Here is a 25,649-nt window from a genome sequence, read left to right as displayed (position 1 = left end):
TACAGTCCAGCAAAACCTTTGGGAGATGGATCATGAGTACGTTGCATTGGCTGGGCTTGTTACTGTTGGCGGTGATTGCCGGGGCGGTGGTGCCGTTTCAAAGCGCGATCAATGCCAACCTCGGGCGCGGCCTCGGGCATCCGTTGTGGGCAACCCTGGCTTCGCTGCTGGTGAGTATCCTGGTGTTGTTGCCGGTGATCCTGGCGTTACGGTTGCCGCTGCCCAGCCTCGGCTTTATCAGCAAGGCACCGCTGTGGATGTGGACCGGAGGGGCATTCGGCGTGTGTTTTATCTCCCTGGCCCTGGTGCTTTTGCCCAAACTCGGGGCATCGGGGTTTATCGCCCTGGCCATGACTGGGCAAATCCTCGCCTCGTTGTTGCTCGATCACTTTGGCTTGTTTGGCTTGGTGGAGCGACAACTGACGGCGCCCCGCCTGCTCGGGGTACTGATGCTGATCGCCGGGGTGGCGTTGATTCAGTTCAGCGCCGCGCCCGCCAAGGCTCTGCTTGGAACTACGGTGGCAAGCAGAGGGTTATAAGTTTTTAGCTACAAGCTGCAAGCCAGAAGCTTGTAGCTTGCAGCTTAACTACCAGCTTTCTCAAAACGCGCTACGGAAAATCTCCTCGATCTGGCGCTGATCCGCCCGCCGTGGGTTGGTCAGGCCGCAGGCGTCCTTGAGGGCGTTGGTGGCCAGCAGCGGGATGTCTTGCAGCTTGGCCCCCAGTTCACGCAGGCCAGCCGGGATGTCGACATCCTGGGACAGGCAACGGATCGCCGCGATGGCCGCCTGGGCGCCCTCTTCGGGGCTGGTGTGTTTATCGGTCACGCCCAGGGCACGGCCAACGTCGCTCAGGCGCGCAGCGCTGACGCTGGCGTTGAAGCTTTGCACGTGGGGCAGCAGCACCGCGTTGCACACGCCGTGGGGCAGGTCGTAGAGGCCGCCCAATTGGTGGGCCATGGCGTGGACAAACCCCAGGGAGGCGTTGTTGAAGGCCATGCCGGCGAGAAATTGCGCATAAGCCATGTTTTCCCGGGCCGCCATATCGCTGCCGTCGCGCACAGCCAGGCGCAGGTTGGCATTGATCAATTCGATCGCCTTGATTGCGCACGCGTCGGTGATCGGGTTGGCCGCCGTGGACACATAGGCTTCGATGGCGTGGGTCAGCGCGTCCATGCCGGTGGCGGCGGTCAGGCCCTTGGGCATGGCGACCATCAGTGCCGGGTCATTGACCGACAACAGCGGCGTGACGTTGCGGTCGACGATGGCCATTTTTACGTGGCGGGTTTCGTCGGTGATGATGCAAAAACGCGTCATTTCGCTGGCAGTGCCGGCCGTGGTGTTGATCGCCACCAGGGGCAGTTGCGGCTTGCTCGATTGGTCCACCCCTTCGTAATCGCCGATATGCCCGCCATTGGTGGCACACAGGGCGATGCCCTTGGCGCAGTCATGGGGCGAGCCGCCGCCCAGGGACACCACGAAATCGCAGGCACTTTGCTGCAACAACCCCAGGCCGTTCTCGACGTTCTCTACATTGGGGTTGGGTTTGGCGCCGTCGTAGATCACCGAATCGATATCCTGCATCGCCAGTTTCTCGGCAATCATGCTGGCCACGCCCGCCTTGGCCAGGCCGGCGTCGGTGACAATCAGCGCCTTGCGAAAACCGTAGTTGCGGATGGCGCTCATGGCTTCGTCGAGGCAGTCGATGCCCATGATGTTGACGGCGGGAATGAAGAACGTGCTGCTCATGGTGAATCCTCGGGGATACGTTGATGCCTACAGCATCGACCCCACTCGCCTGCAGCATCTTGACCAAGATCAACGCCCGCCCGTGATAAAGTCATCGCCCAGCCGTTTTTGAGTAGACCCGCCGCAATGAAGGATTTGCAGGATATCGACGCCACCCTTGAAGACTGGAACGCACTGCGCAACAGCATCGCCTTCGACGCCATCCTGATCGGCAACGGTGCCAGCCGCGCGGTGTGGCAAGACTTTGCCTACGACTCGCTGTTTGAAAACGCACGCACCGTGGAAGAAAAGCCCTTGAGCGCTTCCGAATTGAGCGTGTTTGACGCCATGCAGACCCGCAGCTTCGAGCAGGTGTTGGGCGCCCTGAAAACCACCAGCCGGGTCAACAAGGCCCTGGCCGTCAGCTCCGCCGCGCCGCGCAATCGCTATTACGCGATCAAGGAAGCGCTGATCAATACCATCCACACCGTGCATATCCCGTGGCGCCTGGTGCAACCGTCGACCCTGACCACGATCAATCAGGAACTGGCGCGCTACCGCACGGTGTTCACCAGTAATTACGACCTGCTCAACTATTGGTCGACCCTGCACACGCCGGGCATCGACGACCTGTTTCGTGGCGCTGAATCACGCTTTGACTTGCGCGATACCACCACCGCCGTGACGCGCATTCTCTACCTGCACGGCGGCCTGCACCTGGTGCGCAACCTGGATGGCTCGGCGCGTAAATTGCCGTCCACCGACAGCACCCTGCTCAGCAGTTTTGCCATCAATCACACCCTCAAGACCCTCGACGATGTGCCGCTGTTTATCAACGAAGGCCCCAGCAGCGAGAAGCTCAAGAGCATTCGCAGTTCGGATTACCTGTCGTTCTGCTATGAACAGTTGCTGGGGCAGGAAGGCGCGCTGTGCATTTTCGGCCAGCACCTGAGCGAACAGGATGGGCACTTGGTGGAAGCGATTCGCCGGTCGCAGATCAAGACCCTGGCGATCTCGATATTTGGCCGCAGCGACGGGTTTATCCAGCAGCAAAAGCGTCGGTATGCCGCGCTGTTCGAGGGGATCGAGGTGGAGCTGCGGTTCTTTGCCGCGCGCAGCCATGCCCTCGGCAACCCGGCGCTGGCGGTGCCGGTCGAACACTGATCCCGTTAACGAAGGCGATCAGATGTGGGAGATGGCTTGTGTGGGAGCTGGCTTGCCTGCTCCCACACAAGCCTGCCCCACACCCAGGCCTAGTCTTCGGCGCTGTGCACCACCACCAGCAACTGCGCCTGCACCTCGCCCACCGAACGGATCCGGTGGGGCTTTTGTGCATTGAAGTGCAACGCATCGCCGCGCTCCAGCAAGACCCTTTCGTTCATGAAGTCCACTTCCACCTGGCCTTCATGCACAAACAGAAACTCCTCCCCCAAGTGCTCCTTGAAGGTCTTGTCGCTGAATTGCACCGGCGGGTAGATGATGAACGGCAGCAGGCTGCGCTCGCTGACCTGATGGGCCAGCACCGCATACCCCGGCGACGTGTCAGGCCGCTCGTGGCTGCGCACCAGGCTGTAGCTGTCGAGGCTGATGTTGTCTTCGCTGAACAACTCCTCGACCTTGACGTTCAACGCCTTGGCCAGTTTCAGCGCGGCGGCGATAGAGGGCGTGTTCAGGCCGCGCTCGACCTTGGACAGGTAACTCTTGGTCATGCCGGATTTGCCGGCCAATGATTCCAAGGTGATTCCGAGTTTTTTTCTCAATAATTTCAAACGGATAGACATGCGCGGCGATTATTCCAAGCAGAGGACGATGATTTTTACTTGCCAATGACACATTGTGTCATATAGCCTCTCTAGTGTCATTTGCAGACCCAACGACCTTGCGAGCAGCGGGAACCAGCAAATCGACGTCCATTGAACACCCAGAGGACACCGATATGGCCAAGACATTAGCACTCCCGAAAGAACAACTGGTCAAGCAAGCGCTGACCCAGATGCAAAGTACCCTGGCGGATAATACGTGGACCGACCGGCAAAAGCTGGCCCTGACCTGCCGCATTCTGTTCGAGAACGGGCACGACTCGGGCCTGGCCGGGCAGATTACCGCCCGTGGCCCGCAGCCTGGCACCTACTACACCCAGCAACTGGGCCTGGGTTTCGATGAAATCACCGCCAGCAACCTGCTGCTGGTCAACGAAGACCTGGAAGTGTTGGAAGGCCATGGCATGCCCAACCCAGCCAACCGTTTCCACAGCTGGGTCTACCGTGGCCGGCCGGATGTGAACTGCATCATTCACACCCACCCGACCCACATTGCTGCCTTGTCGATGCTGGAAGTCCCGCTGGAAGTGTCACACATGGACCTGTGCCCGCTGTATGAAGACTGCGCATTCCTCGAAGCCTGGCCGGGCGTACCGGTGGGTAACGAAGAAGGCGAGACCATCACCACTGCCCTGGGCGACAAGCGCGCCATTCTGCTGTCCCACCACGGCCAGCTGTCCACCGGAAGCACTATCGAAGAAGCCTGCGTGATCGCGCAATTGATCGAACGGGCGGCCAAACTGCAATTGCTGGCCATGGCCGCCGGTACCGTCAAGCCGATCCTGCCGGAGTTGGGACGCGAGGCCCATGACTGGATCTCCAAGCCCAAGCGCCACGGCGCCGCGTTCAACTACTACGCTCGGCAGAACCTGCGCCAACACGCCGATTGCCTGAACTGAAGCCTTTTTCGACCGGAGTTATCCATGTCCAGCCCTACTATTCACGGCATCATCGGCTACACCATCACCCCCTTCAGCGCCGACGGCAGCTCCCTTGACCTCGACGCCCTGGGCCGCTCCATCGACCGCTTGATCGACAGCGGCGTCCATGCCATCTCACCGTTGGGCAGCACCGGTGAAGGCGCTTACCTGAGCGATGCCGAGTGGGACGAAGTCAGCGCCTACAGCATCCACAGGGTTGCCAAGCGCGTGCCGACCATTGTCAGCGTGTCCGATCTGACCACTGCCAAGGCCGTGCGCCGCGCACGCTTTGCCGAAGCCGAAGGTGCCGATGTGGTGATGGTGCTGCCGACGTCGTACTGGAAGCTCACCGAAGCGCAGATCCTCGCGCACTACGGGGCCATCGGCGATAGCGTCGGCGTGCCGATCATGCTCTACAACAACCCGGCCACCAGCGGCACGGACATGTCGGTGGAGTTGATCCTGCGCATCGTCAACAGCGTTGATAATGTGACGATGGTCAAGGAGAGCACCGGCGACATCCAGCGCATGCACCAACTGTATCGCCAGGGTGAAGGCCAGGTGCCGTTCTATAACGGCTGCAACCCGCTGGCCCTGGAAGCCTTCGCTGCCGGTGCCAAGGGTTGGTGCACCGCTGCGCCGAACGTGATCCCGCAACTCAACCTGGACCTGTACCAGGCGGTGCTGGCCAACGACCTGAACCGCGCACGCGAACTGTTCTATCGGCAGTTGCCGGTGCTGGACTTCATCCTCAAGGGTGGCTTGCCGGCGACGATCAAGGCCGGTTTGCGCATGACCGGGCTGGAGGTGGGTGATCCGCGGTTGCCGGTGTTCCCACTGGACATGGCCGGCCAGGCACAGTTGCAGAAGCTGCTGACCTTGCTGCGCTAAACACCATCCGGTGTAGAGGTAGGCTTGTGTGGGAGCGGGCTTGCTCGCGATAGCGGTGGATCAGCCAATCATTGGGTGACTGACACAGCGCAATCGCGAGCAAGCCCGCTCCCACATGGGAATGCATGCATCGCTAAATTTACGGAGACAAATAGCAATAATTCTCGATATCATTCGCGACTTTTCTGCAGCGCGCTGCGTCAAGAAGGATATCCATGTCTCGTTTCAAGCCCGACCCGTTGTCGGCCGACGCCTTTCGCGGGTTTTATGCAGATATCCTGCATTACTTGCGCAAACGCACGGACAACGCCAACGACGCGGCGGACATGACCCAGGATGTATTTACCCAATGGCTGGACTACCGCGACCGGGCCAGGGTCGAACAGCCACGGGCCTTTTTATTTCAGATGGCACGCAACCTGTTGCGTGATCATTGGCGCAAACAGAAGGTGCGCCACAGCGTCCATCATGACCCGGCCCACTGGGAGGCCGAGCCTGTCACCGACGAGCAAAACGACCCCATGGCCGCTGCTCAACGCCTCCAACGCCTGGAACAGTTGAAAGAAGTCCTCGCCGAACTCTCGCCCCGCAGGCGAGAAGCCCTTATGCTGCATCGCTTCGAGGGCCTGAGCCAGGCGCAGATCGCCGAGCGCATGGGCATTTCGATCAGCATGGTGGAAAAGCACATCGCCTTTGCCCTGCTGCACTGCAAGCAGCGACTTCAAAAAGACCCGGGCAAGGAGCAGCCAGAATGACCCGATTGAGCAACCGCGACGGCCATGCACTGGATGAGCACGAGACCATCGATGCCCAGGCTGCCAGTTGGTTTGCGCGCAATCGCAACGACGCCACCGCGCAGGAACGCAAGGCCTTCGCTGCCTGGCACGCCGTGCCGGCCCATGCACGCGCCTACGCCGAATTCGAGCAGCTGTGGGCCGACCTTGGCGAGCTACAGCAACTGAACAAACCCGTGCCCTTGCCCACGCGCAAGCCCGCGCCCTGGCGCCCGGCGCTGGCAGTGGCGGCCGCGCTGGTCTGCGCCTTGCTCGCCAGCAACCTCGGCGCCCCGCGTGGGCTGTATCACACCGAGGTCGCGGCGCAGGCCCAAGGCATGCGCACCCTGGACCTGCCGGACGGCAGCACCTTGTACGTCAACGCCAGTACGCGGCTGCGGGTGGAGTTCGATGCCCACCAGCGCGTCATCCATCTGGACCAGGGCCAACTGTACCTGGAAGTCGCGCCCGACCCGGAACGGCCACTGTTTGTGCGCGCCGGCGAGGCCAGCGTGCGCGTGGTGGGCACCGGGTTCGATATGCGCCGCAGCCAGCAGCAACTGGTGGTCAGCGTGGCCCACGGCAAGGTCGCGTTTGAACCCGACCGCAAAACCGCCGCCACCCTGCTGGGCGCCCAACAACGCGCCACCTACAGCTACGCCAAGGGCTCCGTGCAACAGCAGGCCTTGGCGGCGGGCGAAGTGGCCGACTGGCGCAGCGGGCACTTGTCCTTTCGCAATCGCGAACTGGCCAGCCTGTTGGATGAGCTGAGCCTGTACCGGCCCAAGGCCGTGGTGCTGGCCGATGGCCCGGTGGCGCAGTTGAAGGTTTCCGGCAATCTCGATGTGAATGACCCGGATGCGCTGCTCAACGCCCTGCCGGCCTTGTTGCCGGTGAAAACCGTGCCCCTGGCCGACGGCAGGATCCGTATCGAAGCGCGCCAATAGCATCACTTGAGAATATTTTGCATTCGCATGTGAGGTTTTTTTTTCCTGCCGCGTCTTCCTCCGGTCTGCGTTTGATACGCATGCCTTTTTTGGCTATTTAGCCGCTTTGGGGGATTTCATGTTTCGCGCGCCTTGCCTTGCCCAGCACCTGTTTCTTCGACCGACACTCATCGCCGCCTGCCTGGCCGTCAGCCTCACGGCCCAGGCCGAGTCGTTCAAATTGCAACTGCCGGCCCAACCCTTGGCCACGTCCCTGAGCCAGGTGGCACAACAGGCGAAAATCCAGTTGCTGTTCGATGAAGACCTGCTGAAAAATATCCAGGCGCCCGCGCTCAACGGTGATTTCACCCCCGAAGTGGCGATCCGCAACCTGCTCAAGAGCGGTGCGTTCACCCTGATCAAAGTGGGCAGCACCTATGTCGTGCGTCCCGAGGAAAGCCGCACCACCAACAGCGCCAGCGTGCAGTTGGACGCCTTGAGCGTGATCGGCACCGGTAACCAGGTCGACGCCAGCACCGTCGGCCGCTCCACCCTGTCCCAGGCCGATATCGACCGCCTGCAGCCCAACAACATCGCCAGCCTGGTGCAGACGCTGCCGGGGGTGACCATGGGCGGTTCGATGAAACCCGGTGGGCAGATCATCAATATTCGTGGCATGGGCGAGGCCGAAGACGTGCCGATGACCGTCGATGGCGCGACCAAAAGCGGTTTCGAGCGCTATCAGCAGGGCACCGTGTTTATCGAGCCCGAGATGATCAAGAACGTCGAGGTGGAAAAAGGCCCGCACTCGGCCTTCACCGGCAACGGCGGGTTTGGCGGTACGGTCAACATGGTCACCAAGGATGCGCCGGACCTGCTCAAGGACGGGCGCAACAGCGGGGCGATGCTCAAGTATGGGTATGCCAGCAACGACCACGAACAGGTCTACAGCGGCGCCGTGTATGGCCGCACCGATGACGGGCGCATCGACGCCCTGGCCTACCTGACCCAGCGCGACGGCGGCGACATGAAGCTGGCCGCAGCGCGCGACTATGACAGCAAGGAATACCCGATCAACCCGCAGCGCCTGCCCAACAGCGCCCAGGATGTGGACGGCCAACTGTTCAAGCTGAACCTGTACCTGACCGATGAACACAGCCTCGGGTTCTCCTACTCCCGGGCCAACAGCGAACGCTGGACGCCCTTCTCGGCCAGAAGCTATCCAGCGCCACCGCGTCAGCCCGACATCGACCGCTATGGCTACGACGCTGCCGTCAGACGCTTCCTGGCCAACCGCCACACCGTCGATACCACCTGGTCAGGCAAATACGAATACCAGCCCCTGGATAACCCGCTGATCGACATGAAGCTCAGCTACTCGGAGTCCAATACCGACCAGACCGACGAACGCGACGCCACGGCCGTCGTCGGTTTATCCACCGGCGGGCGCAAGATGGACACCGCCTACACCGACAAAATCCTGGAGCTGCGCAACATCAGCCGCTTCAACAGCGGCCCGCTGGACCATGCCCTGACCACCGGCGTGCAGATCCGCAAGCACATCCGCGACACCGAAAGCTGGATGCCCGGCGCGAGATACGACACGCCCCTGTACAACTACGGGCATTTCCAGCCGGCGTTCATGCCCCACGGCAAGGTCGACACCAACGCCTTCTACATCCAGGACGCGGTCACCCTGGGCGACGTGACCATCACCCCGTCCCTGCGCTATGACCATGTGCTCAACCGTGGCAAGGCCAACGATGCGCCGTACTACAGCAACCCCGACCCGGCCTACGGCCATGACTACGGCGACCGCACCTATGCCGGCTGGTCGCCGCGCCTGGCAGCGTTCTGGAGAATCACACCGGATGTGGCGGTGTTCGCCAACTGGAGCCGCACCTGGCGCGCGCCGGTGATCGACGAGCAATACGAAGTCCAGGGCCTGGGCAGCCGCACCGCCACCAGCCGCAACCTCGACCCGGAACGCATCACCGCCATTACCGTGGGTAACGTCACCAGCTTCGCCAACGTGATGGCCAGGGGCGACAGCCTGCAACTGCGCAGCACGTTGTTCCACAACAAGATCGAGGACGAAATCTTCAAGGCCACCGGCCTCGGCTGCCGGGAACAGAACGACATAAAAGGCTCCATCGCCGAGGTCTGCACCGATATGGCGTCGAAGACCAACTACCGCAACGTCGGCAGCATGACCATCAAGGGCTTCGAGCTCGAAGGCTACTACGACTCGACCTATCTGTTCGGCTCCCTGAGCTACTCGTGGGCCACCGGCAAACGCGAAAACCCCTACACCAACCCATGGGCGACCGATATCCACGTCTGGGCCCGGGACATTCCACCGGCCAAGTGGGTCGCCATGCTGGGCACCAAGATTCCCGCGTGGGACGCGCAAGTGGGCTGGCAAGGCCAGTTCGTGCGCAAGACCGATCGCCTGCCCAGCGACAAATATTCAAGCGGCCTGAACAGCAACTTTGGCGACAGTTTCTACGACCAGTACCCCAACGACAGCTACGACACCCAGGGCCTGTTCGCCAAATGGACGCCGCAACAGGCGTACCTCAAGGGCACCGAAGTCAACCTCACCATCGATAACCTGTTCAACCGCAGCTACATGCCAGCCTTGAGCGGTGACAGCGCCAGCAGCGTCGGGCGCAACGCCAAGATCAGCGTGACCCGGTTCTTCTAACCGCCCGGCATGGCACCAGCGGCGCTGGCCGGTGCCCTCTCCCAAGGTCAATGCAATCTAGTGTGGGAGCGGGCTTGCCCGCGATGGCGGTGGTTCAGCCGCCAAATGTATCGACTGACACTCCGTCATCGCGGGCAAGCCCGCTCCCACATTTTGATTCGCGCACTATTCAGGCTAGGTAGCCGTCAGCGCGCAACAAGGTCTCCAGGCAGTGCTCGCTGATCTGGTAGAACGCCTTCAACTCCCGGATCTTTTCCAGCAACTGCGCGTTATCCGCAGGCTCGGCGCGCTTGACCGCCAAAATCATCTTGTTCTTGTTGGTATGGTCCAGGGAGATGAACTCAAAGACTTTGGTCTCGTACCCGCAGGCCTCCAGGAACAACGCACGCAAGCTGTCGGTGAGCATTTCCGCCTGCTGGCCCAGGTGCAGGCCGTATTGCAGCATTGGTTTGAGCAGCGCCGGGCTCTGGATCTGCAAGCGGATCTGTTTGTGGCAGCACGGCGAGCACATGATGATCGACGCCCCGGAACGGATGCCGGTGTGGATCGCGTAGTCGGTGGCAATGTCGCAAGCATGCAGGGCGATCATCACGTCCAGCTCGCTGGGCGCCACACTGCGCACGTCACCGCACTTGAACACTAGCCCCGGGTGTTCCAGGCGGGCGGCGGCGTTGTTGCACAGGGTCACCATGTCTTCGCGCAGCTCCACGCCCGTCACCTGGCCTTCGGCCTTGAGGGTGTTGCGCAGGTAGTCGTGGATGGCGAACGTCAGGTAACCCTTGCCCGAGCCAAAATCCGCAACCCGCACTGGCCGGTCCAGTTGCAGGGGGGACGAGGTCAGCGCATGGCTGAACACTTCGATGAACTTGTTGATCTGCTTCCACTTGCGCGACATCGCCGGAATCAGCTCGTGCTTGGCGTTGGTCACGCCCAGGTCGGCGAGAAATGGCCGGCCGAGGTCGAGGAAGCGGTTTTTCTCACGGTTGTGCTCGGCCGAGGGTGCTTCACGCAACTGCTGGGGTTTGCTTTTGAACAGCGAGCTTTTGTTTTTCTTGCTGTATTCCAGCTGTGCTTCGTCGGTCAACGACAGCAGGTGCGCATTCTTGAACGAGGCTGGCAACAGCGCGGCAATCGCCGCGATACCGTCGTCTACGGAGAAGTTCTTGGTGATATCACGGGTTTTGTAGCGATAGACGAAGGACAGGCACGCCTGCTCCTTGACCGTCAGCGGCTTGATGATCAGGCGTTGCAGATCCGCCTCGTCGCCCACGTACTTGGCCAGCACCAGCTTGATAAAGGCGTTCTGCTCAAGGCTTGCGCGCAGCAGCTCGATGAACTGGGCGTGATGATCCGGCGCGGGGCTGGCAGGTTTAGCGGTGACAGACATGAACAAAAACGCCTCGGGCAGGGAATGCCGGGCATTTTAGGGGGGATGGGGCGCCAGGGCACGGAGTTATTTGCCCAACGGTCGGCGCCATTCAAAATGTCGCGTGTGTGGGGGCTGGCTTGTGTGGGAGCCAGCCCCCACAGGTTATTTCAGGACGACCAGGCGGTTGGGCAGTTCATTGCGTGTGTGGGTCTGCGGCACATGCACCTTGAGCAGTTCGCCACAGGCCTCAATGCAGGTGATAAACCCGGTCAACGTCTGCCCCTGCTTCACCTGCTGGGTAAACGTCTTGACGATGGCATCCCAACTGCTGTCATCCAGCCGTTTGGAAATACCGTCGTCCACCAGGATCTCCACGTAGCGCTCGGCCTCGCTGACAAAAATCAGCACCCCGGTGCTGCCCAGGGTGTGGTGCAGGTTTTGCTCCAGGAACTGCCGGCGCGCCAGGTTCGATGCGCGCCAATGCCGTACCGAACGCGGGATCAGGCGGGTGGTGATGGCCGGCAAACGAAACACCAGGCACAGCACAATAAAGGTCGCCCATTGCGCCAGCAGCAAGGTGTGCATAGTCAGCCAGCCCGACAGGTAATGCACGATCCCCGGCACCACCAACGCCACCACACTGGCCCACAGCAGCGGGATGTAGGCGTAGTCGTCGGCGCGGGCGGCGAGTACGGTCACCAGTTCGGCGTCGGTCTGTTGCTCGACCCTGGCGATCGCTTCGGCGACCTGGCGCTGCTCGTGTTCAGTCAGTAAAGCCATGGTTGTAGATGCTCTTTAGTTATTGTCATTACCAGCCACCTGAAGCCCCGCCGCCGCCAAAACCACCGCCGCCGCCCCGGAAACCGCCGCCGCCGCCTCCACCACCGCCACGCCCGCTGCTGCTGAGAATCGCCAGCAGGATGGCGCCCACCGGCAGCCCCATGCGGTTGCACAGCCACAACACCACCAGCAACAGAATGAACAGGCCGATAGAGAACACCGGGTTGTCCTTGGCAAAATTGGGGTCGGCCACATGGGCCGGCACCGCCAGCGGTTCGCCGCCGACCACCTGCACCATCGCCGCCACGCCGTCGCTGATGCCCTGGGTGAAATTGCCGGCCTTGAACTTGGGCGCAATCACCTGATTGATGATCACCCACGACTGCGCATCCGTGAGCACACCTTCCAGGCCGTAGCCCACTTCGATGCGCAACTGACGCTCGTCCCGGGCCACGATCAGCAACGCGCCGTTGTCCTTGCCCTGCTGGCCGATGCCCCACTGCCGGCCCAGTTGATAACCGAAGTCTTCAATGGGCAGGCCTTGCAGGTCGGGCACGGTGACCACCACCACCTGGGCGCCGGTGGTCTGCTCCAGCGTCTGCAATTGCTGGCTCAGTTGCGCCCGCACCGGCGGGTCGATCATTTGTGCGTTATCGACCACCCGCCCGGTCAGCGCCGGAAAGTCCGGTGCTGCCTGGGCCGTCAGGCAAAAAGACAGCAGCCACGCCGCCAACCACCAAACGCGCTGGCCCATCAGAACTTCACTTGCGGCGCTTTATCGGCATCGGCACTGGTGGCCTCGAAGTTGGCGCGCACCGGCAAGTCGCTGTACATCACGCTGTGCCACAGGCGGCCAGGGAAGGTACGGATCTCGGTGTTGAAGGCCTGCACGGCGGCGATAAAGTCGCGACGGGCCACACTGATACGGTTTTCGGTGCCTTCGAGCTGCGATTGCAGGGCCAGGAAGTTCTGGTTGGCCTTCAGGTCCGGGTAGCGCTCGGACACCACCATCAGGCGGCTGAGGGCGCCGCTCAGGCCTTCCTGGGCCTGCTGGAACTGCTTGAGTTTTTCCGGGTTGTCGAGGGTGCTGGCATCGACCTGGATCGAGGTGGCCTTGGCCCGCGCTTCGATCACGGCGGTGAGGGTGTCCTGCTCATGGGCCGCATAGCCCTTGACCACTTCCACCAGGTTGGGGATCAGGTCGGCACGCCGTTGATACTGGTTCTGCACCTGGGCCCAGGCCGCCTTGACCTGCTCGTCCAGGGTCGGGATCTTGTTGATGCCGCAACCACTGAGCACGCTGCTGATCAGTAGCAGGGCCGCGGCTTTCCAGCCCCATCGAATAGTCTGTGCTGCTTGCATGGTGTGTCTCCTGACCAACCTTATGGAATTTAACGACTGACCCCTATACATCACGCGCCTGGGGCATAATCCGCCACTACTGGATTACAGCGAGCCAATCAGCTAAAAGATGCCCTTCTTTATGGATAGTTCATAAAGAGCCCGCAAGTGTGCGGTATTTATCCACACAACACCCGAACAACAATAGTCGCTCCCCACATTTTGGCCGAGCAGTGTTTTACCTGAACGCTGCGCAGTACGCCGAAAAAGGATATTCATGAAAAAGCTGTGTTTGCTGGGCCTTGTTGCCACTCTGGCCAGTCACTCCGTCGTTGCCGAGACCAAGCCCGCTGCGCTTAAGGACAAGGACGCGTTCGTCAGCGATCTGCTCGGGCAAATGACCCTGGATGAAAAGATCGGCCAATTGCGCCTGATCAGCATCGGCCCGGAAATGCCCCGGGAGATGATCCGCAAGGAAATCGCCGCCGGGCGCATTGGTGGCACGTTCAACTCCATCACCCGCCCGGAAAACCGTCCGATGCAGGACGCGGCCATGCGCAGCCGCCTGAAGATCCCGATGTTCTTCGCCTATGACGTGATCCACGGCCACCGCACCATCTTCCCGATCAGCCTGGCCCTGGCGTCGAGCTGGGACATGGACGCCATCGGCCGCTCCGGGCGCATTGCCGCCAAGGAAGCCGCCGCCGACAGCCTCGACCTCACCTTTGCGCCGATGGTCGATATTTCCCGCGACGCGCGCTGGGGTCGGACCTCCGAAGGCTTTGGCGAAGACACCTACCTGGTGTCGCGCATCAGCGAAGTGATGGTCAAGGCCTTCCAGGGTCCGAGCCCGGCCCAGGCCGACAGCATCATGGCCAGCGTCAAGCACTTCGCCCTGTACGGCGCGGTGGAAGGCGGTCGCGACTACAACGTGGTCGACATGAGCCCGGTCAAGATGTACCAGGACTACCTGCCGCCCTACCACGCGGCAATCAAGGCCGGTGCTGGCGGGGTGATGGTGGCGTTGAACTCGATCAACGGCGTGCCCGCCACCGCCAACACCTGGCTGATGAACGACCTGCTGCGTAAAGAGTGGGGCTTCAAGGGCCTGACGGTGAGCGACCACGGCGCGATCTTCGAGCTGATCAAGCACGGCGTGGCCAAGGACGGTCGCGAAGCGGCCAAGCTGGCGATCAAGGCCGGCATCGACATGAGCATGAACGACCAGCTCTACGGCAAGGAACTGCCAGGGCTGCTGAAATCCGGCGAGATCGAGCAGAGCGACATCGACAACGCCGTGCGTGAAGTGCTGGGTGCCAAGTACGACATGGGCCTGTTTGCCGACCCGTACCTGCGTATCGGCAAAGCCGAGGATGATCCGGCCGACACCTATGCCGAAAGCCGCCTGCACCGCAGCGAAGCCCGCGATATCGCGCGGCGCAGCCTGGTGTTGCTGAAAAACCACAACGACACCCTGCCCCTGAAGAAATCCGCGACCATCGCCCTGGTCGGCCCGCTGGCCAAGGCCCCGATCGACATGATGGGCAGTTGGGCCGCCGCCGGCAAACCTACGCAGTCGGTGACCCTGCTGGACGGCATGAACGCGGTGATCGGCGAAAAAGGCCAGGTGATCTACGCCCGTGGCGCCAACATCACCGGCGACAAGGCGGTGGTGGACTACCTGAACTTCCTCAACTTCGATGCCCCGGAAGTGGTGGATGACCCGCGCTCGGCCCAGGTGCTGATCGACGAAGCGGTCAAGGCCGCGAACAGCGCCGATGTGGTAGTGGCGGCCGTGGGCGAGTCCCGTGGCATGTCCCACGAATCATCGAGCCGTACCGACCTGAACATCCCGCAAAGCCAGCGCGACCTGATCAAGGCCCTGAAAGCCACGGGCAAGCCGCTGGTGCTGGTGTTGATGAACGGCCGGCCACTGTCGATCCTCGAAGAGCACCAGCAAGCCGACGCGATCCTGGAAACCTGGTTCGCCGGCACCGAAGGCGGCAACGCGATTGCCGATGTGCTGTTCGGTGACTACAACCCGTCGGGCAAGCTACCGATCACCTTCCCACGCTCCGTGGGGCAGATTCCGACCTACTACAACCACCTGACCATTGGCCGGCCGTTCACCCCGGGCAAACCGGGCAACTACACCTCGCAGTACTTCGACGACACCACAGGTCCCCTGTATCCGTTCGGTTATGGCCTGAGCTACACCCGTTTCAGCCTGTCGGACATGGCGCTGTCGTCCACCACCTTGAACAAGACCGGCAAGCTCGACGCCAGCGTCACCCTGAAAAACACCGGCAAGCTTGACGGTGAAACCGTGGTGCAGCTGTACATCCAGGACGTGGCCGGCTCGATGATCCGCCCGATCAAGGAGCTGAAGAACTTCCAGAAGATCCTGCTCAAGGCCGGTGAATCGAAGGTGGTGCACTTCAGCATTAGCGAGGATGACTTGAAGTTCTACAATACCCAGCTCAAGTTCGCCGCCGAGCCGGGCGAGTTCAATGTGCAGATCGGCCTGGATTCCCAGGATGTGCAGCAGCAGAGTTTTGAATTGCTGGAATAGTTAGTCGTAAGCTGCAAGTTGCAAGCGAAAACAACTCGCTTTTAACTTGCAGCTTGCAGCCCCCGCGTTTACCCGCCCCGCCGAATCGACTGAATCCAACAGCCGACTTCCGAACCAATGAAGCCACTGGCCAGAACCTAAAATTCAAACAACCAAAACCAATACCTATAAAAACACCTCAACAATCAAAACAAGAATAAATCTATTTAAAACATGCACCATGAAATCGATAGAAACACCTCAGGCGGAACGAAACCCCGAATATCTCCACACAACTAACGGCTTCACGCACACCTAAGATCATTTAATTTACGGAACTCTATAAATGACTCTAAACATTTCCTCGCCTGTATCAAACCTGCCTATACCCACCGTTCCGTTGACAGATTCGGCTGTCACACAGCAACCCAATACACAGGCATCCAACACCTTCGCTCAGACACCGCAGCCTGACGGACCACAGGCCCAAAAAGCCTCGTTCAATCCAGAGGCGGCTGCGGCTTACAGCACGTTCAAAGAAGCCGTCTTGAAAAGCAAACAGCCTGCGTTCAACTCACCACAGACAACTGAAGAAAAGACAACGGGTGAGACTCTTTCCCGCCGGGTAAGGTCTGACACCGCCTCAGACAGAGAAGGCGCCAAGGAGGCTGATGACCTGTTCAATACACTGAACCCATCCCCCCCGCCCGCTCTCCCAAAAAGAGAAGGCGCCGACGAAGCCAATGACCTGTTCTATGCCCTGAATCCGCAGGAAACACCAACGCCTGCCCCCAAGCCACCACCACCGGAGAATGGCGTCGACGAAAAAATGGGGGCTGATACGCTTCAAAAGACGCTGGACAAAGACAAAAGGATCAATGCCCAGTTGAACCCTGTCGGCGATAGCCAACTCGCCAAGAATGTCGCCAATGCACTGCTGGAACTCAAGGAGGGCGACTCGGCAAGCCCCTCGCCAATGGTTCAAGTCCCTAAAGATTCAACGCTTGGAAAATGGTTGAGCCTGGCTGAAAACGCATTTATGAATAGAGCAGTGAAGGATTGGGCAAGAGAAAACAAAATTGATATTCACTCGATGACTTACGACTCTGCAACAGACCTAGTTCAGGCAATAACGTTGGACAACAAAGAAAAATCTTTCCCCCTGAAAGAGTTCCCAGCTCTTCGTGAGGCACTCACACCGCTGCTTGATATTTCAAAAATAATCGATCCAACTGGAAACGGTATAAAATTCAATAACGAGAGGCCTGATACTGTACCTCTCGAACTAGTGCAAAATTTTTACGACCTTAAAATCAACAAAAAAGACATTGCCAGCGCCCACAAAGAGGCTAAAGACCTATTGGACAATGAATCTTTCCCAGAAACCACCAAATCGCAGGACCACAGCAATGAGTCCATTCTCAAGCAGCAAAACCTAATTAACGAGTTTGAGACAACTTATACAAACCAACAATATAAAAAACTTGCAGAAGAACAAGAAAAGCTAGCAATTGAAATCTCATCAATCACAAACCATTAACAATCACATAAAACACCTAAATAGAGTCTAACCCTGGCCCCTCCATGATTCAGGGGGCCAGTTACCGCGACACCCCAGGGCCAACTGGACTATTAGGCTGTCATGACATACCTGGTCGGCACTGCCACTGACCCAAGCCCCTCACCTTCATTTACCCTGAGGTGCCCTTCTAACCCCGCCGATCCAACACATTCACCACCAACCGATCAATCCACCCCCACACCCGCTGCTTCACCCGCCGCCACAAGGGCCGGGCCTTCCACGCTTGCAGGCTGACCGCCTGGCTCTGGGCAAAATCGCGCTCGAAACTGCCCGCCACCGCCAGCGTCAACTCCGGGTCCAGGGCTTCCAGGTTGGCCTCCAGGTTAAAGCGCAGGTTCCAGTGATCGAAATTGCACGAGCCGATGCTCACCCAATCGTCCACCAGCACCATCTTCAGGTGCAGGAAGCACGGCTGGTATTCAAAGATCTTCACCCCGGACTTGAGCAGGCGCGGGTAATAGCGGTGCCCGGCGTAACGCACCGACGGATGGTCGGTGCGCGGCCCGGTCAGCAGCAGGCGCACGTCCACGCCGCGCGCGGCCGCGCGGCGCAGGGCCCGGCGTACGCTCCAGGTAGGCAAGAAGTACGGCGTGGCCAGCCAGATACGGCGCTGGCCGCTGTTCAAGGCGCGGATCAGCGACTGCAAAATGTCCCGGTGCTGGCCGGCATCGGCATAGGCCACCCGCCCCAGGCCCGGCCCGGTTGCCGGCACTTTGGGCAGGCGCGGCAGGCCGAAGTGCGTGGCCGGTTTCCAGGCACGGCGGTGATCGTTGACCCGCCATTGGCGGTCGAACAGGGCTTGCCAGTCCAGCACCAACGGGCCGCTGATGTGCACCATCACCTCATGCCACTCACAGGTATCTTGCCCTGGGGTCCAGAACTCATCAGTAACCCCGGTGCCGCCCACGAAGGCGACGTGCTGGTCGATCAACAGCAGTTTGCGGTGGTCGCGGTACAGGTTGCGCATCCAGCGGCGCCAGCGCAGGCGATTGTAGAAGCGCAGCTCCACCCCGGCCTCGGTCAGGCGCCGCCGCAGGCTGAGGGTAAATGCCAGGCTGCCGTAGTCATCGAACAGGCAACGCACCTGTACCCCGCGCTCGGCCGCCTGCACCAGGGCCTGGACCATCGCCTCGGCACAGGCGCCCGCCTCCACCAGGTACAGTTCCAGCTCCACCTGATGCTCGGCACGGGCGATGCTCACCAGCATCTGCGGGAAAAAATTCGCGCCGTCGATCAGCAATTCAAAGCGGTTGGCGCTGCGCCAGGGGAACACCGCGCCGCCCATCTCAGCGCGCCGTGAAAATCAGTACCGCACCCACCGGCACCGACAGGCTGATCGCATCCAGGCCGGCAGCCTTGCGCAAGGTCTCGACACCGGCGAGCAGGTCAAAATCCCTGGCATGCAGCACCAACGGCTCCAGGGTCACCACCTGGAAACGCCGGTCGTCCAGGCGCGTGATCAGCAATTCGGCGTTGTAGGCCTGGGTCTTGCCATGCAGGGTGACCGACAGCGGCAGGCGCAACTCCAGCTGCGCGCCGGTGGCCAGGTCGTTGAGCGGCTGCAGGTTGATTTGCGCGTTGATCAGCGCATTGGGCTGAGCCTTGATCTGGAACAGCTCGTTGCGCATGCGCTCGTCACGCAGCGGGATGCCACTGTTGATCGACTCCAACTCGACTTCCACCTGCGCGGCACCTTTCTCGTCGACCTTGCCGTGCAGCACCAGGAAGCGCTGGACTTCGGAAATATCGGTGTTCTTGGTGGTGACGAACGACAGCCGTGAGGATTCGTTATCCAGATACCAGGCGGCCTGCGCAGGCATGGCGGCAGCGGCCAGCAGCAGGAAGGCCAGGGGCTTGAAGACGGATGCGTTGAACATTAATTAAACACTCGCGCGCAGAAAAACCTGCACAAACCTTAACTGGCCGGCTTGTTGTACGCAATGTTTAGACCAGTGCGTGCTGCACCCCTTGCACGGTCGCCTCCAGGCTCGCCAGATGCAAACTCAACACCCGCTCCACCGGCGCCTGGTGCATGGGCCAATGCAGCGCCATGCTCCCCACCAACCGCCCATTGGCCCGCACCGGCAACGCCACCGCGCGGATCAGGAATGGCAAGCGCACCGGGTATTCCCAGTACCCTTCGGTGCGCTGGCCAAACCCCTGGTGTTGGGATTGCTCGCAGGCGCGGTACTGATCGTCGGCCGCCACCTGTTCGCGACAGGCCAAGCGCTGCACCTCGTCAGCCGCCAGCTCGGCCAGGCACGCCTTGCCCATGGCCGAATGGAACAGGCTGGCATGCTGGCCAACGATCTGGCAGTTATTCGGGTACAGCTTGCGCAATACTGTGGGGATCGCGCTTTCCATGACTTCCAGGCGCTCGCCGTCAAAGTTCGACAGATCCGCCACCAGCCCGGTGCGTTCGCTGAGTTCCACCAGCCAGGGCGCCGCGCACTCCACCAGGCGCCGCTTGAAGCGTTGCTGGGTATCGCCAAACAAGCGCTGGGCACTGAGGCGATAGCGCCGGTCGCTCAGGCCGCGATAGATCCAGCCCTGTTCCTGCAAGGTCAGCAGCATCCGCGACACCGTGGCCTTGGGCAGGCAGGTCAGGTAATGCAGTTCTTCAAGCCCCAGGGCCTGGTGCTCGCCCAGCAGCTCGATGATGGCCAGTGCCCGCTCCACTGAACGTACAGTCCCTGTGTCGACGTTGCTGCCCATGGCTCGATCTCCGATTGCGGGTGGATGAACGAATTTCACAGCAAGATACAGGCCGTCACCCGCCCAGGCATTCCGGGGGGCGGCGCTGCACCCAGTGCGTCAGTTGCTCATGGGCATACGCCAGTTGCAGCACGGCGCGATCCGCCTGGGCCGGGCCGATGATTTGCAGGCCCATGGGCAAGCCTTGCGGGTTGAAGCCCACCGGTACACTCATGCTCGGCAAGCCGGCCAATGTCGGGCCGATCACCACCTCCATCCAGCGGTGATAGGTGTCCATGGCTTGCCCTGCCACGACGCGTGGCCAGGGTTGTTGTGCATCGAAAGGGAACACTTGGGCGGTGGGCAACAGCAGGAAATCGTAACGTTCAAACAACCTGGCCAGGGCGCGATACCAGTCACTGCGCGCCAGCGACGCCTGATACACATCCGCCGCGCTCAGGGCCAGGCCGCCCTCCACCTCCCATTGGGCTTCGGGCTTGAGCAACGCACGTTTTTGCGGGTCGGCATACGCCGCCCCCAGCGTGCCCTGCACCAGCCAATGACGATGGACCAGCCAGGTTTGCCACAGGCGCGCCATGGAAAAGTCCGGCTGGCAGCTTTCGACCGCGCAACCCAGCGCGCTGAAATCGCCGAGGGCCGATTCACACAGGCTCAGCACGCCCTCTTCCATCGGCAGATAGCCGTTGTAGTCCCCCAGCCAGCCCAGGCGCACGCCCTTGAAATCCCGGGCCAACGCCGTGCCAAAGACGCGGGGATCGTCCTTGAGCGACAACGGCACCCGCGAGTCATACCCGGCCTGGATGCTCAACAGTTGCGCCACGTCCGCCACACTGCGGCCCATCGGGCCCTCGGTGGCCAGTTGCTGGACAAACACCTCCGGCGCCGGGCCATGGGGCACGCGGCCCAGGGACGGGCGCAGGCCGAACACATTGTTGAACGCCGCCGGGTTGCGCAGCGAGCCCATCATGTCGCTGCCATCAGCCACCGGTAGCATGCGCAACGCCAGGGCCACCGCCGCCCCGCCGCTGCTGCCACCCGCCGCCAAGGCCGGGTCGTAGGCATTGCCGGTGGTGCCGAATACGCGGTTGTAGGTCTGCGAACCCAGGCCGAACTCCGGCACGTTGCTCTTGCCGATGATAATCGCGCCGCTGGCCCGCACCCGCGCCACGGCGATCGCGTCTTCGGTGGGCATCTGTTCGGCGAACAGGGGCGAACCCAGGGTGGTGCGCAGGCCTTTGGTCGCCGCCAGGTCCTTGATGGCCTGGGGCATGCCGTGCATCCAGCCACGGGAACGGCCCTGGTCCAGCTCAAGGTCACAGGTACGGGCTTCGGCCAGCACATCGGCTTCGTCACGCAACGACACCAGGGCATTGACCGAGGGGTTCAGGCGCGCGATCTGCGCCAGGTAGGCCTGCATCACTTCGTGGCAGGACACCTGCCGGGCATGGATCGCCCGGGACAGCCCGAGCGCATCCAGTTCAACGATGTTCAAGGTTTCACTCCCCTGGCAAAACGCGCCGGCGCCGCGGCCCTTGGCGCTTCCTGCATGCAGTAGGTGCCCAGCAGCGTCAGCACGCAAGCAAACAGCACATAAAACGCCGGCGCGACCGGTGTGCCCAACTCTTTGCTCAACCAGGTGACAATCAGCGGGGCGAAACCGCCGAACACCATCACCGCCACGTTATAGGCCACCGACACGCCGGTGGAGCGCACCTCGATGGGAAACTGCTCGGCCAGGGCCGTCGGCGCCGGGCCGAAGAAGCCGCCGATGACGGTGCACAGCATCACTTGCATCACCAGCAGGCGCTCGATGGACGGCGCCGCCGCAACCCACACATACAGCGGATAGACCATCACGAAGAACGCCAGGGTAAAGCCCATCAACACCGGGCGTCGGCCCAGGCGATCCGAGAGCAGGCCGGACAAGGGAATGACCACGGTCATCAACGCCACGGCGAACATCTGCACCATCAACACCTGATCCAGCGGCAGGCCAAGGTTCTTGTGGGCGAAGGTCGGCATATTCACCAGCACCACATAGAACGACACCGTCGCCCCGCAGGCCAGGCCCATGCTCACCAGGATGCTGCGCCGATGCTCACGCAGCACCGTCATCAGGCTCGGTGCCGGGCCGGTGGCCTGTTTGCGCGCTTGGATAAATTCCTCGGGGTCTTCCATGTGCCGGCGAATCCACAAGCCCACCGGGCCGATCAGCAGGCCGAACACAAACGGCAGGCGCCAGCCCCACAGGTCGAGGGTCTCTGGGGAAAAGAAGTGGGTGACCAACGCCACCATCGCCGCGCCGCCAAATACCGCCAGGCACTGCCCGACCAATTGCCAGGAGCCGTACAGGCCCTTGCGATGGGCCGGTGCGCTTTCCACCAGGAACGCCGTGGCGCTGGCATATTCGCCGCCGGTGGCAAAGCCCTGGAGCATCCGCGCCACCACGATCAACAGCGGCGCGCCCATGCCGATGGCGGCGTAGTTGGGCGCAAACACGATCAGCGCGATGGACACGGTCATCAAGCGGATAATCAACTGCATGGCGGCCTTACGGCCTTTGCGGTCGGCGTACATGCCGAGCAGGATGCCGCCCACCGGGCGCATAAAGAAGCCCACGCCGAAGGTGGCCAGGGCCATCAGCAGCGAGGCGTACTCATCGTCCGAGGGGAAGAACTGCCGGGCGATGATGCTGGCCAGAAAGCCATAGACGATGAAGTCGTACCACTCCAGCGCGTTGCCGACCACCGCCGCGACCACTTGCCGGGTGCGGGACACGCCTTTTATTGAAGTCTGCATGAGAACACTCCATTCAACCTGTTGAGGAAAGGTCCAGCGGCAGGAAAAAGGCAGGTGGTCAGGCCGGCTTGAGCCAGCTCTCGGCCAGGGCGCCCCAATAGGCGGCGCCGGTCAGCAGGATCTCGTCGTTGAAGTCATAGGCAGGGTTGTGGACCATCGGCCGCGACACGCCGTTGCCGATAAACAGGTAGCTGCCGGGGCAGCGTTGGAGCATCCAGGCGAAGTCTTCACTGCCCATCAACTTGGGCGTATTGGCGTCGACCGCCGCGTCACCGAGCAAGGCAATGCCGACCTGGCGGGCGAACTCGGTTTCGGCGCCATGGTTGACCAGCACCGGGTAGGCCGGGCGATGTTCGATCTGCGCGGTACAGCCAAAGCTGGCGGCCTGGGTCTGGATGATTGCCTTGACCCGCTCCAGCATCTGCTCGCGCACCGGCGCATTGAGGGCGCGCAGGCTCAGGCGCAGGATGGCCTGCTGGGGAATCACGTTGGCAGCCTGCCCCGCTTGCAGGGCGCCGACGGTCACCACTGCCGCTTCCTGGGCGTCGATATTGCGCGCCACCACCGTCTGCAAGGCCATCACCGTACTGGCGGCGGCCACCAACGGGTCCACAGTCAGGTGCGGCATGGAGCCGTGGCCGCCGACGCCTTCGAGGGTCACGGTGAGCAGGTCCTGGGAAGCCATCATCGGCCCGGTCCGCAGGCCCAGGTGGCCGGCGGGCAAGCCGGGCATATTGTGCATGCCGAACAACGCGTCGCAGGGGAAGCGCTCCAGCAAGCCATCGGCAAGCATCGCTTCGGCGCCGCCCTGGCCTTCTTCGGCCGGCTGGAAGATCAGGTTGAGGGTGCCGTCGAACTGACGCGTCGCCGCCAGGTAGCGCGCAGCGCCCAGCAGCATGGTGGTGTGACCGTCGTGACCGCAGGCATGCATGCAGCCGGTGTGTTGGCTGCTGTAGGCGACGCCGGTGTTTTCGATGATCGGCAAGGCGTCCATATCGGCGCGGATGCCGAGGGTGCGCGTGCTGCGGCCATTGCGTAGCACGCCGACCACACCGGTGTGGCCGATGCCGGTATGCACCTCAAAACCCCAGTTTTTCAGGGATTGGGCGACCAGGGCCGCAGTGCGGTTTTCTTCAAACCCGAGTTCAGGGTGGGCGTGGATGTCCTGGCGCACGGCGTGCAGGTCGCTGGCGACATCGCTCAGCCAATCCAGGATGTGCTGGTGTGGGCGCATGGTGATTCTCCTCGCAGGCGGGTATTCCCGTTCTTTTTTGTGGCACCACCACAGATAACCGCGATGGGCGTGCGAGGACAATCAAAGGTGGTTCCACCCTGTGGAACCTCAGGGCAGCAGGCGGCAACCCTGGCGCTCGCCCAGCCATTGGGCGCTGTGGCTGCGGCCCAGGCCGCTGGCGGTGACCAGGCGGGTGTCCGGGTGATCGGCAAACGCGCTGGTGGGGATGTATTGCTTCACGTAACCCAGGCAATAGTCCGCCGGGTTGCCCGCCACATACCGGCACGAGCAGTACTCCTTGGCGGTGTAGGCGGCGATGATGTCGGGGAAGGCTTGCAGGTTGACGCGCTCATGCCAGAGCCACCCCAGCAAGACAAGCAACAGCAGGAGCAACAGGCTGCTAAACGGACGGCGCCGGATCATGGTTGTACCGCCGCAAGCACGCGCTTAAGCAGTTCGTTGTGGCGATAGCGGCCATCGCGGTCGTCGCCGTAGCGCACGATCACCAGCTTGGCCTCGGGCAACACATACAACGCCTGGCCCCAATGCCCCAGGGCCGCGAAGGTATCGGCGGGCGCATCCGGCCAGGGCCTGGCGGCGCCCTGTACCTGGCGGTTGAGCCACCAGTGGCCGCCGGGCACGGCTTCGTCCTGGCCCGCCGTGTACTGCGCCAGGGGTTGGCGATTGAAGTCGACCCAGGCCTTGGGCAGCAATTGCCGCTCGCCCCAACGCCCGTCCCGTGCCATCAACAAGCCGACCCGCGCCAGGTCGCGGGCAGTGAGGTAGGCATAGGACGAGGCAACGAAGGTTTCAGTGGCATCGCTTTCCCACGTCGCACTGCGCATGCCCAAAGGCGTGAACAGCGCGGTCCACGGGTAATCGACATAGGCCTTGTGCCCGAGCATGCCCTTGAGGGCGGCAGACACGAGATTGCTGTCACCGCTGGAGTAGCGAAAGGCCTGGCCTGGTGCTGCGAAGGGAGTGCTCTGGGCGGCAAACTCCGCCATATCGGCGCGGCCACGGGTGTAGAGCATGGCCACCACCGAGGATTTCAGCGGGGCGTATTCGTAGTCTTCCTGCCAGTCCAGGCCCGAGGCCCAGTTCAGCAGGTGCGCCAGGGTGATGGTTGGGTGTTGCTTCATTGGCGGATAAAAGCGCGCGGCCGGGTCACTCAGTTTGAAGCGGTTTTCACCGTAGGCCACGCCCAGCACCGTGGCCATCAGGCTTTTGCTGATGGACCAGGTCAGGTGTGGCGTGGTGGCCGTGGTGGGTGCGGCGTAGCGCTCATAAATAATGGTGCCGTCGCGGATCACCAGCAGTGCGTCGGTGCGAATGCCGTCGCGGGTGATGTCATTGCGCGCCGGGAAGGCATAGTCCTCCAGCGCCTTGACGGCGGGGCCGGCCAGTTGCGGGCCCAGGGGCCAATCCTTCGCCGGCCAGGCCTGGGCATGTGCGGTAGCGGTGAACAGCAGCCAGGCGACGCACAGCAGGCCTTTGACCATGGACAAATACTC

General features: G+C 61.8%; 23 protein-coding genes. 9 read left to right on the top strand and 14 right to left on the bottom strand.

Features of this window, described 5'->3' with window-relative positions; genetic code table 11:
• Nucleotides 1-32 precede the first annotated feature (32 nt).
• On the top strand, nucleotides 33-539 hold the full coding sequence (locus AC07W7_RS06110) for a DMT family transporter (RefSeq protein WP_197882714.1): 507 nt from the start codon (nucleotides 33-35) through the stop codon (nucleotides 537-539).
• Nucleotides 540-599: 60 nt separating this feature from the next.
• Here AC07W7_RS06110 and yiaY read toward each other — a convergent pair whose 3' ends face one another.
• Nucleotides 600-1,748 carry an L-threonine dehydrogenase gene (gene yiaY / locus AC07W7_RS06105; RefSeq protein ID WP_495038931.1) on the bottom strand — a complete coding sequence of 383 codons (1,149 nt, stop codon included), beginning with the start codon at nucleotides 1,746-1,748 and terminating at the stop codon, nucleotides 600-602.
• Nucleotides 1,749-1,874: 126 nt separating this feature from the next.
• Here yiaY and AC07W7_RS06100 point away from each other — a divergent pair, with 126 nt between their 5' ends.
• A complete protein-coding gene (locus AC07W7_RS06100; RefSeq protein ID WP_495038930.1) occupies nucleotides 1,875-2,891 on the top strand; it encodes a DUF4917 family protein in 1,017 nt (338 codons plus the stop codon).
• Nucleotides 2,892-2,980: 89 nt separating this feature from the next.
• Here AC07W7_RS06100 and AC07W7_RS06095 read toward each other — a convergent pair whose 3' ends face one another.
• The gene (locus AC07W7_RS06095) at nucleotides 2,981-3,508 is read right to left on the bottom strand and encodes a helix-turn-helix domain-containing protein (protein WP_076962546.1); all 528 of its coding nucleotides are present in this window, start codon (nucleotides 3,506-3,508) and stop codon (nucleotides 2,981-2,983) included.
• Between the two features lie 155 nt (nucleotides 3,509-3,663).
• Here AC07W7_RS06095 and AC07W7_RS06090 point away from each other — a divergent pair, with 155 nt between their 5' ends.
• From AC07W7_RS06090 to AC07W7_RS06070, 5 genes are all read left to right on the top strand, one after another.
• Nucleotides 3,664-4,446 (top strand): aldolase, encoded by a 783-nt coding sequence (locus AC07W7_RS06090; RefSeq protein WP_169900340.1) that lies wholly within the window; start codon nucleotides 3,664-3,666, stop codon nucleotides 4,444-4,446.
• A 24-nt stretch (nucleotides 4,447-4,470) separates the two neighbouring features.
• Entirely contained in the window at nucleotides 4,471-5,358 is an 888-nt protein-coding gene (locus tag AC07W7_RS06085) for a dihydrodipicolinate synthase family protein (RefSeq protein ID WP_076962548.1), read from the top strand.
• Nucleotides 5,359-5,573: 215 nt separating this feature from the next.
• Complete coding sequence (locus AC07W7_RS06080; RefSeq protein ID WP_076962549.1) at nucleotides 5,574-6,113, top strand: RNA polymerase sigma factor; 540 nt, start codon at nucleotides 5,574-5,576, stop codon at nucleotides 6,111-6,113.
• Entirely contained in the window at nucleotides 6,110-7,078 is a 969-nt protein-coding gene (locus AC07W7_RS06075; protein ID WP_495038929.1) for a FecR family protein, read from the top strand. The genes AC07W7_RS06080 and AC07W7_RS06075 overlap by 4 nt, the downstream gene beginning before the upstream one ends.
• A 118-nt stretch (nucleotides 7,079-7,196) precedes the next feature.
• Nucleotides 7,197-9,764 (top strand): TonB-dependent receptor, encoded by a 2,568-nt coding sequence (locus AC07W7_RS06070; RefSeq protein ID WP_495038928.1) that lies wholly within the window; start codon nucleotides 7,197-7,199, stop codon nucleotides 9,762-9,764.
• 169 nt (nucleotides 9,765-9,933) lie between these two features.
• On the opposite strand, the gene AC07W7_RS06065 is transcribed toward AC07W7_RS06070, so the two are convergent.
• The 4 genes from AC07W7_RS06065 to AC07W7_RS06050 all read right to left on the bottom strand — a co-directional run bounded on the left by AC07W7_RS06065 (nucleotide 9,934) and on the right by AC07W7_RS06050 (nucleotide 13,275).
• On the bottom strand, nucleotides 9,934-11,151 hold the full coding sequence (locus AC07W7_RS06065; protein ID WP_169867318.1) for a class I SAM-dependent methyltransferase: 1,218 nt from the start codon (nucleotides 11,149-11,151) through the stop codon (nucleotides 9,934-9,936).
• A 144-nt stretch (nucleotides 11,152-11,295) separates the two neighbouring features.
• Nucleotides 11,296-11,913 carry a TPM domain-containing protein gene (locus tag AC07W7_RS06060; protein WP_076962553.1) on the bottom strand — a complete coding sequence of 206 codons (618 nt, stop codon included), beginning with the start codon at nucleotides 11,911-11,913 and terminating at the stop codon, nucleotides 11,296-11,298.
• A 28-nt stretch (nucleotides 11,914-11,941) separates the two neighbouring features.
• Nucleotides 11,942-12,667, bottom strand: a complete 726-nt coding sequence (locus AC07W7_RS06055; protein WP_099167890.1) for a TPM domain-containing protein — start codon at nucleotides 12,665-12,667, stop codon at nucleotides 11,942-11,944.
• Nucleotides 12,667-13,275 carry a LemA family protein gene (locus AC07W7_RS06050; RefSeq protein ID WP_029297013.1) on the bottom strand — a complete coding sequence of 203 codons (609 nt, stop codon included), beginning with the start codon at nucleotides 13,273-13,275 and terminating at the stop codon, nucleotides 12,667-12,669. Before AC07W7_RS06050 ends, AC07W7_RS06055 begins: the two co-directional genes overlap by 1 nt.
• 256 nt (nucleotides 13,276-13,531) lie before the next feature.
• Between AC07W7_RS06050 and bglX the strand changes: the two genes are divergently transcribed.
• Nucleotides 13,532-15,826 (top strand): beta-glucosidase BglX, encoded by a 2,295-nt coding sequence (gene bglX / locus AC07W7_RS06045; RefSeq protein WP_169867315.1) that lies wholly within the window; start codon nucleotides 13,532-13,534, stop codon nucleotides 15,824-15,826.
• A gap of 325 nt (nucleotides 15,827-16,151) precedes the next feature.
• Entirely contained in the window at nucleotides 16,152-17,345 is a 1,194-nt protein-coding gene (locus AC07W7_RS06040; RefSeq protein WP_495038927.1) for a hypothetical protein, read from the top strand.
• Between the two features lie 169 nt (nucleotides 17,346-17,514).
• On the opposite strand, the gene AC07W7_RS06035 is transcribed toward AC07W7_RS06040, so the two are convergent.
• The 8 genes from AC07W7_RS06035 to AC07W7_RS06000 all read right to left on the bottom strand — a co-directional run bounded on the left by AC07W7_RS06035 (nucleotide 17,515) and on the right by AC07W7_RS06000 (nucleotide 25,637).
• On the bottom strand, nucleotides 17,515-18,672 hold the full coding sequence (locus AC07W7_RS06035) for a phospholipase D-like domain-containing protein (protein ID WP_495038926.1): 1,158 nt from the start codon (nucleotides 18,670-18,672) through the stop codon (nucleotides 17,515-17,517).
• Between the two features lies 1 nt (nucleotide 18,673).
• On the bottom strand, nucleotides 18,674-19,264 hold the full coding sequence (locus AC07W7_RS06030; protein ID WP_076964905.1) for a YceI family protein: 591 nt from the start codon (nucleotides 19,262-19,264) through the stop codon (nucleotides 18,674-18,676).
• Nucleotides 19,265-19,331: 67 nt separating this feature from the next.
• Nucleotides 19,332-20,102 carry an IclR family transcriptional regulator gene (locus tag AC07W7_RS06025; RefSeq protein WP_076964906.1) on the bottom strand — a complete coding sequence of 257 codons (771 nt, stop codon included), beginning with the start codon at nucleotides 20,100-20,102 and terminating at the stop codon, nucleotides 19,332-19,334.
• A gap of 55 nt (nucleotides 20,103-20,157) precedes the next feature.
• On the bottom strand, nucleotides 20,158-21,594 hold the full coding sequence (locus tag AC07W7_RS06020) for an amidase (protein ID WP_495038925.1): 1,437 nt from the start codon (nucleotides 21,592-21,594) through the stop codon (nucleotides 20,158-20,160).
• On the bottom strand, nucleotides 21,591-22,901 hold the full coding sequence (locus AC07W7_RS06015) for a citrate-proton symporter (RefSeq protein WP_495038924.1): 1,311 nt from the start codon (nucleotides 22,899-22,901) through the stop codon (nucleotides 21,591-21,593). Before AC07W7_RS06015 ends, AC07W7_RS06020 begins: the two co-directional genes overlap by 4 nt.
• Before the next feature lie 58 nt (nucleotides 22,902-22,959).
• Nucleotides 22,960-24,135 (bottom strand): M20 aminoacylase family protein, encoded by a 1,176-nt coding sequence (locus AC07W7_RS06010; RefSeq protein ID WP_495038923.1) that lies wholly within the window; start codon nucleotides 24,133-24,135, stop codon nucleotides 22,960-22,962.
• 108 nt (nucleotides 24,136-24,243) lie between these two features.
• Nucleotides 24,244-24,558: an amidase gene (locus AC07W7_RS06005; protein WP_169865470.1), complete on the bottom strand. Its 315-nt coding sequence runs from the start codon at nucleotides 24,556-24,558 to the stop codon at nucleotides 24,244-24,246.
• Nucleotides 24,555-25,637 (bottom strand): serine hydrolase domain-containing protein, encoded by a 1,083-nt coding sequence (locus tag AC07W7_RS06000; RefSeq protein WP_495039000.1) that lies wholly within the window; start codon nucleotides 25,635-25,637, stop codon nucleotides 24,555-24,557. The genes AC07W7_RS06005 and AC07W7_RS06000 overlap by 4 nt, the downstream gene beginning before the upstream one ends.
• Nucleotides 25,638-25,649: the final 12 nt, after the last annotated feature.

This window comes from Pseudomonas sp. GW821-FHT01D09, assembly GCF_059422465.1.
Note: the sequence above shows the minus strand (reverse complement) of the source record. Positions and strands in the feature narration are given on the sequence as shown.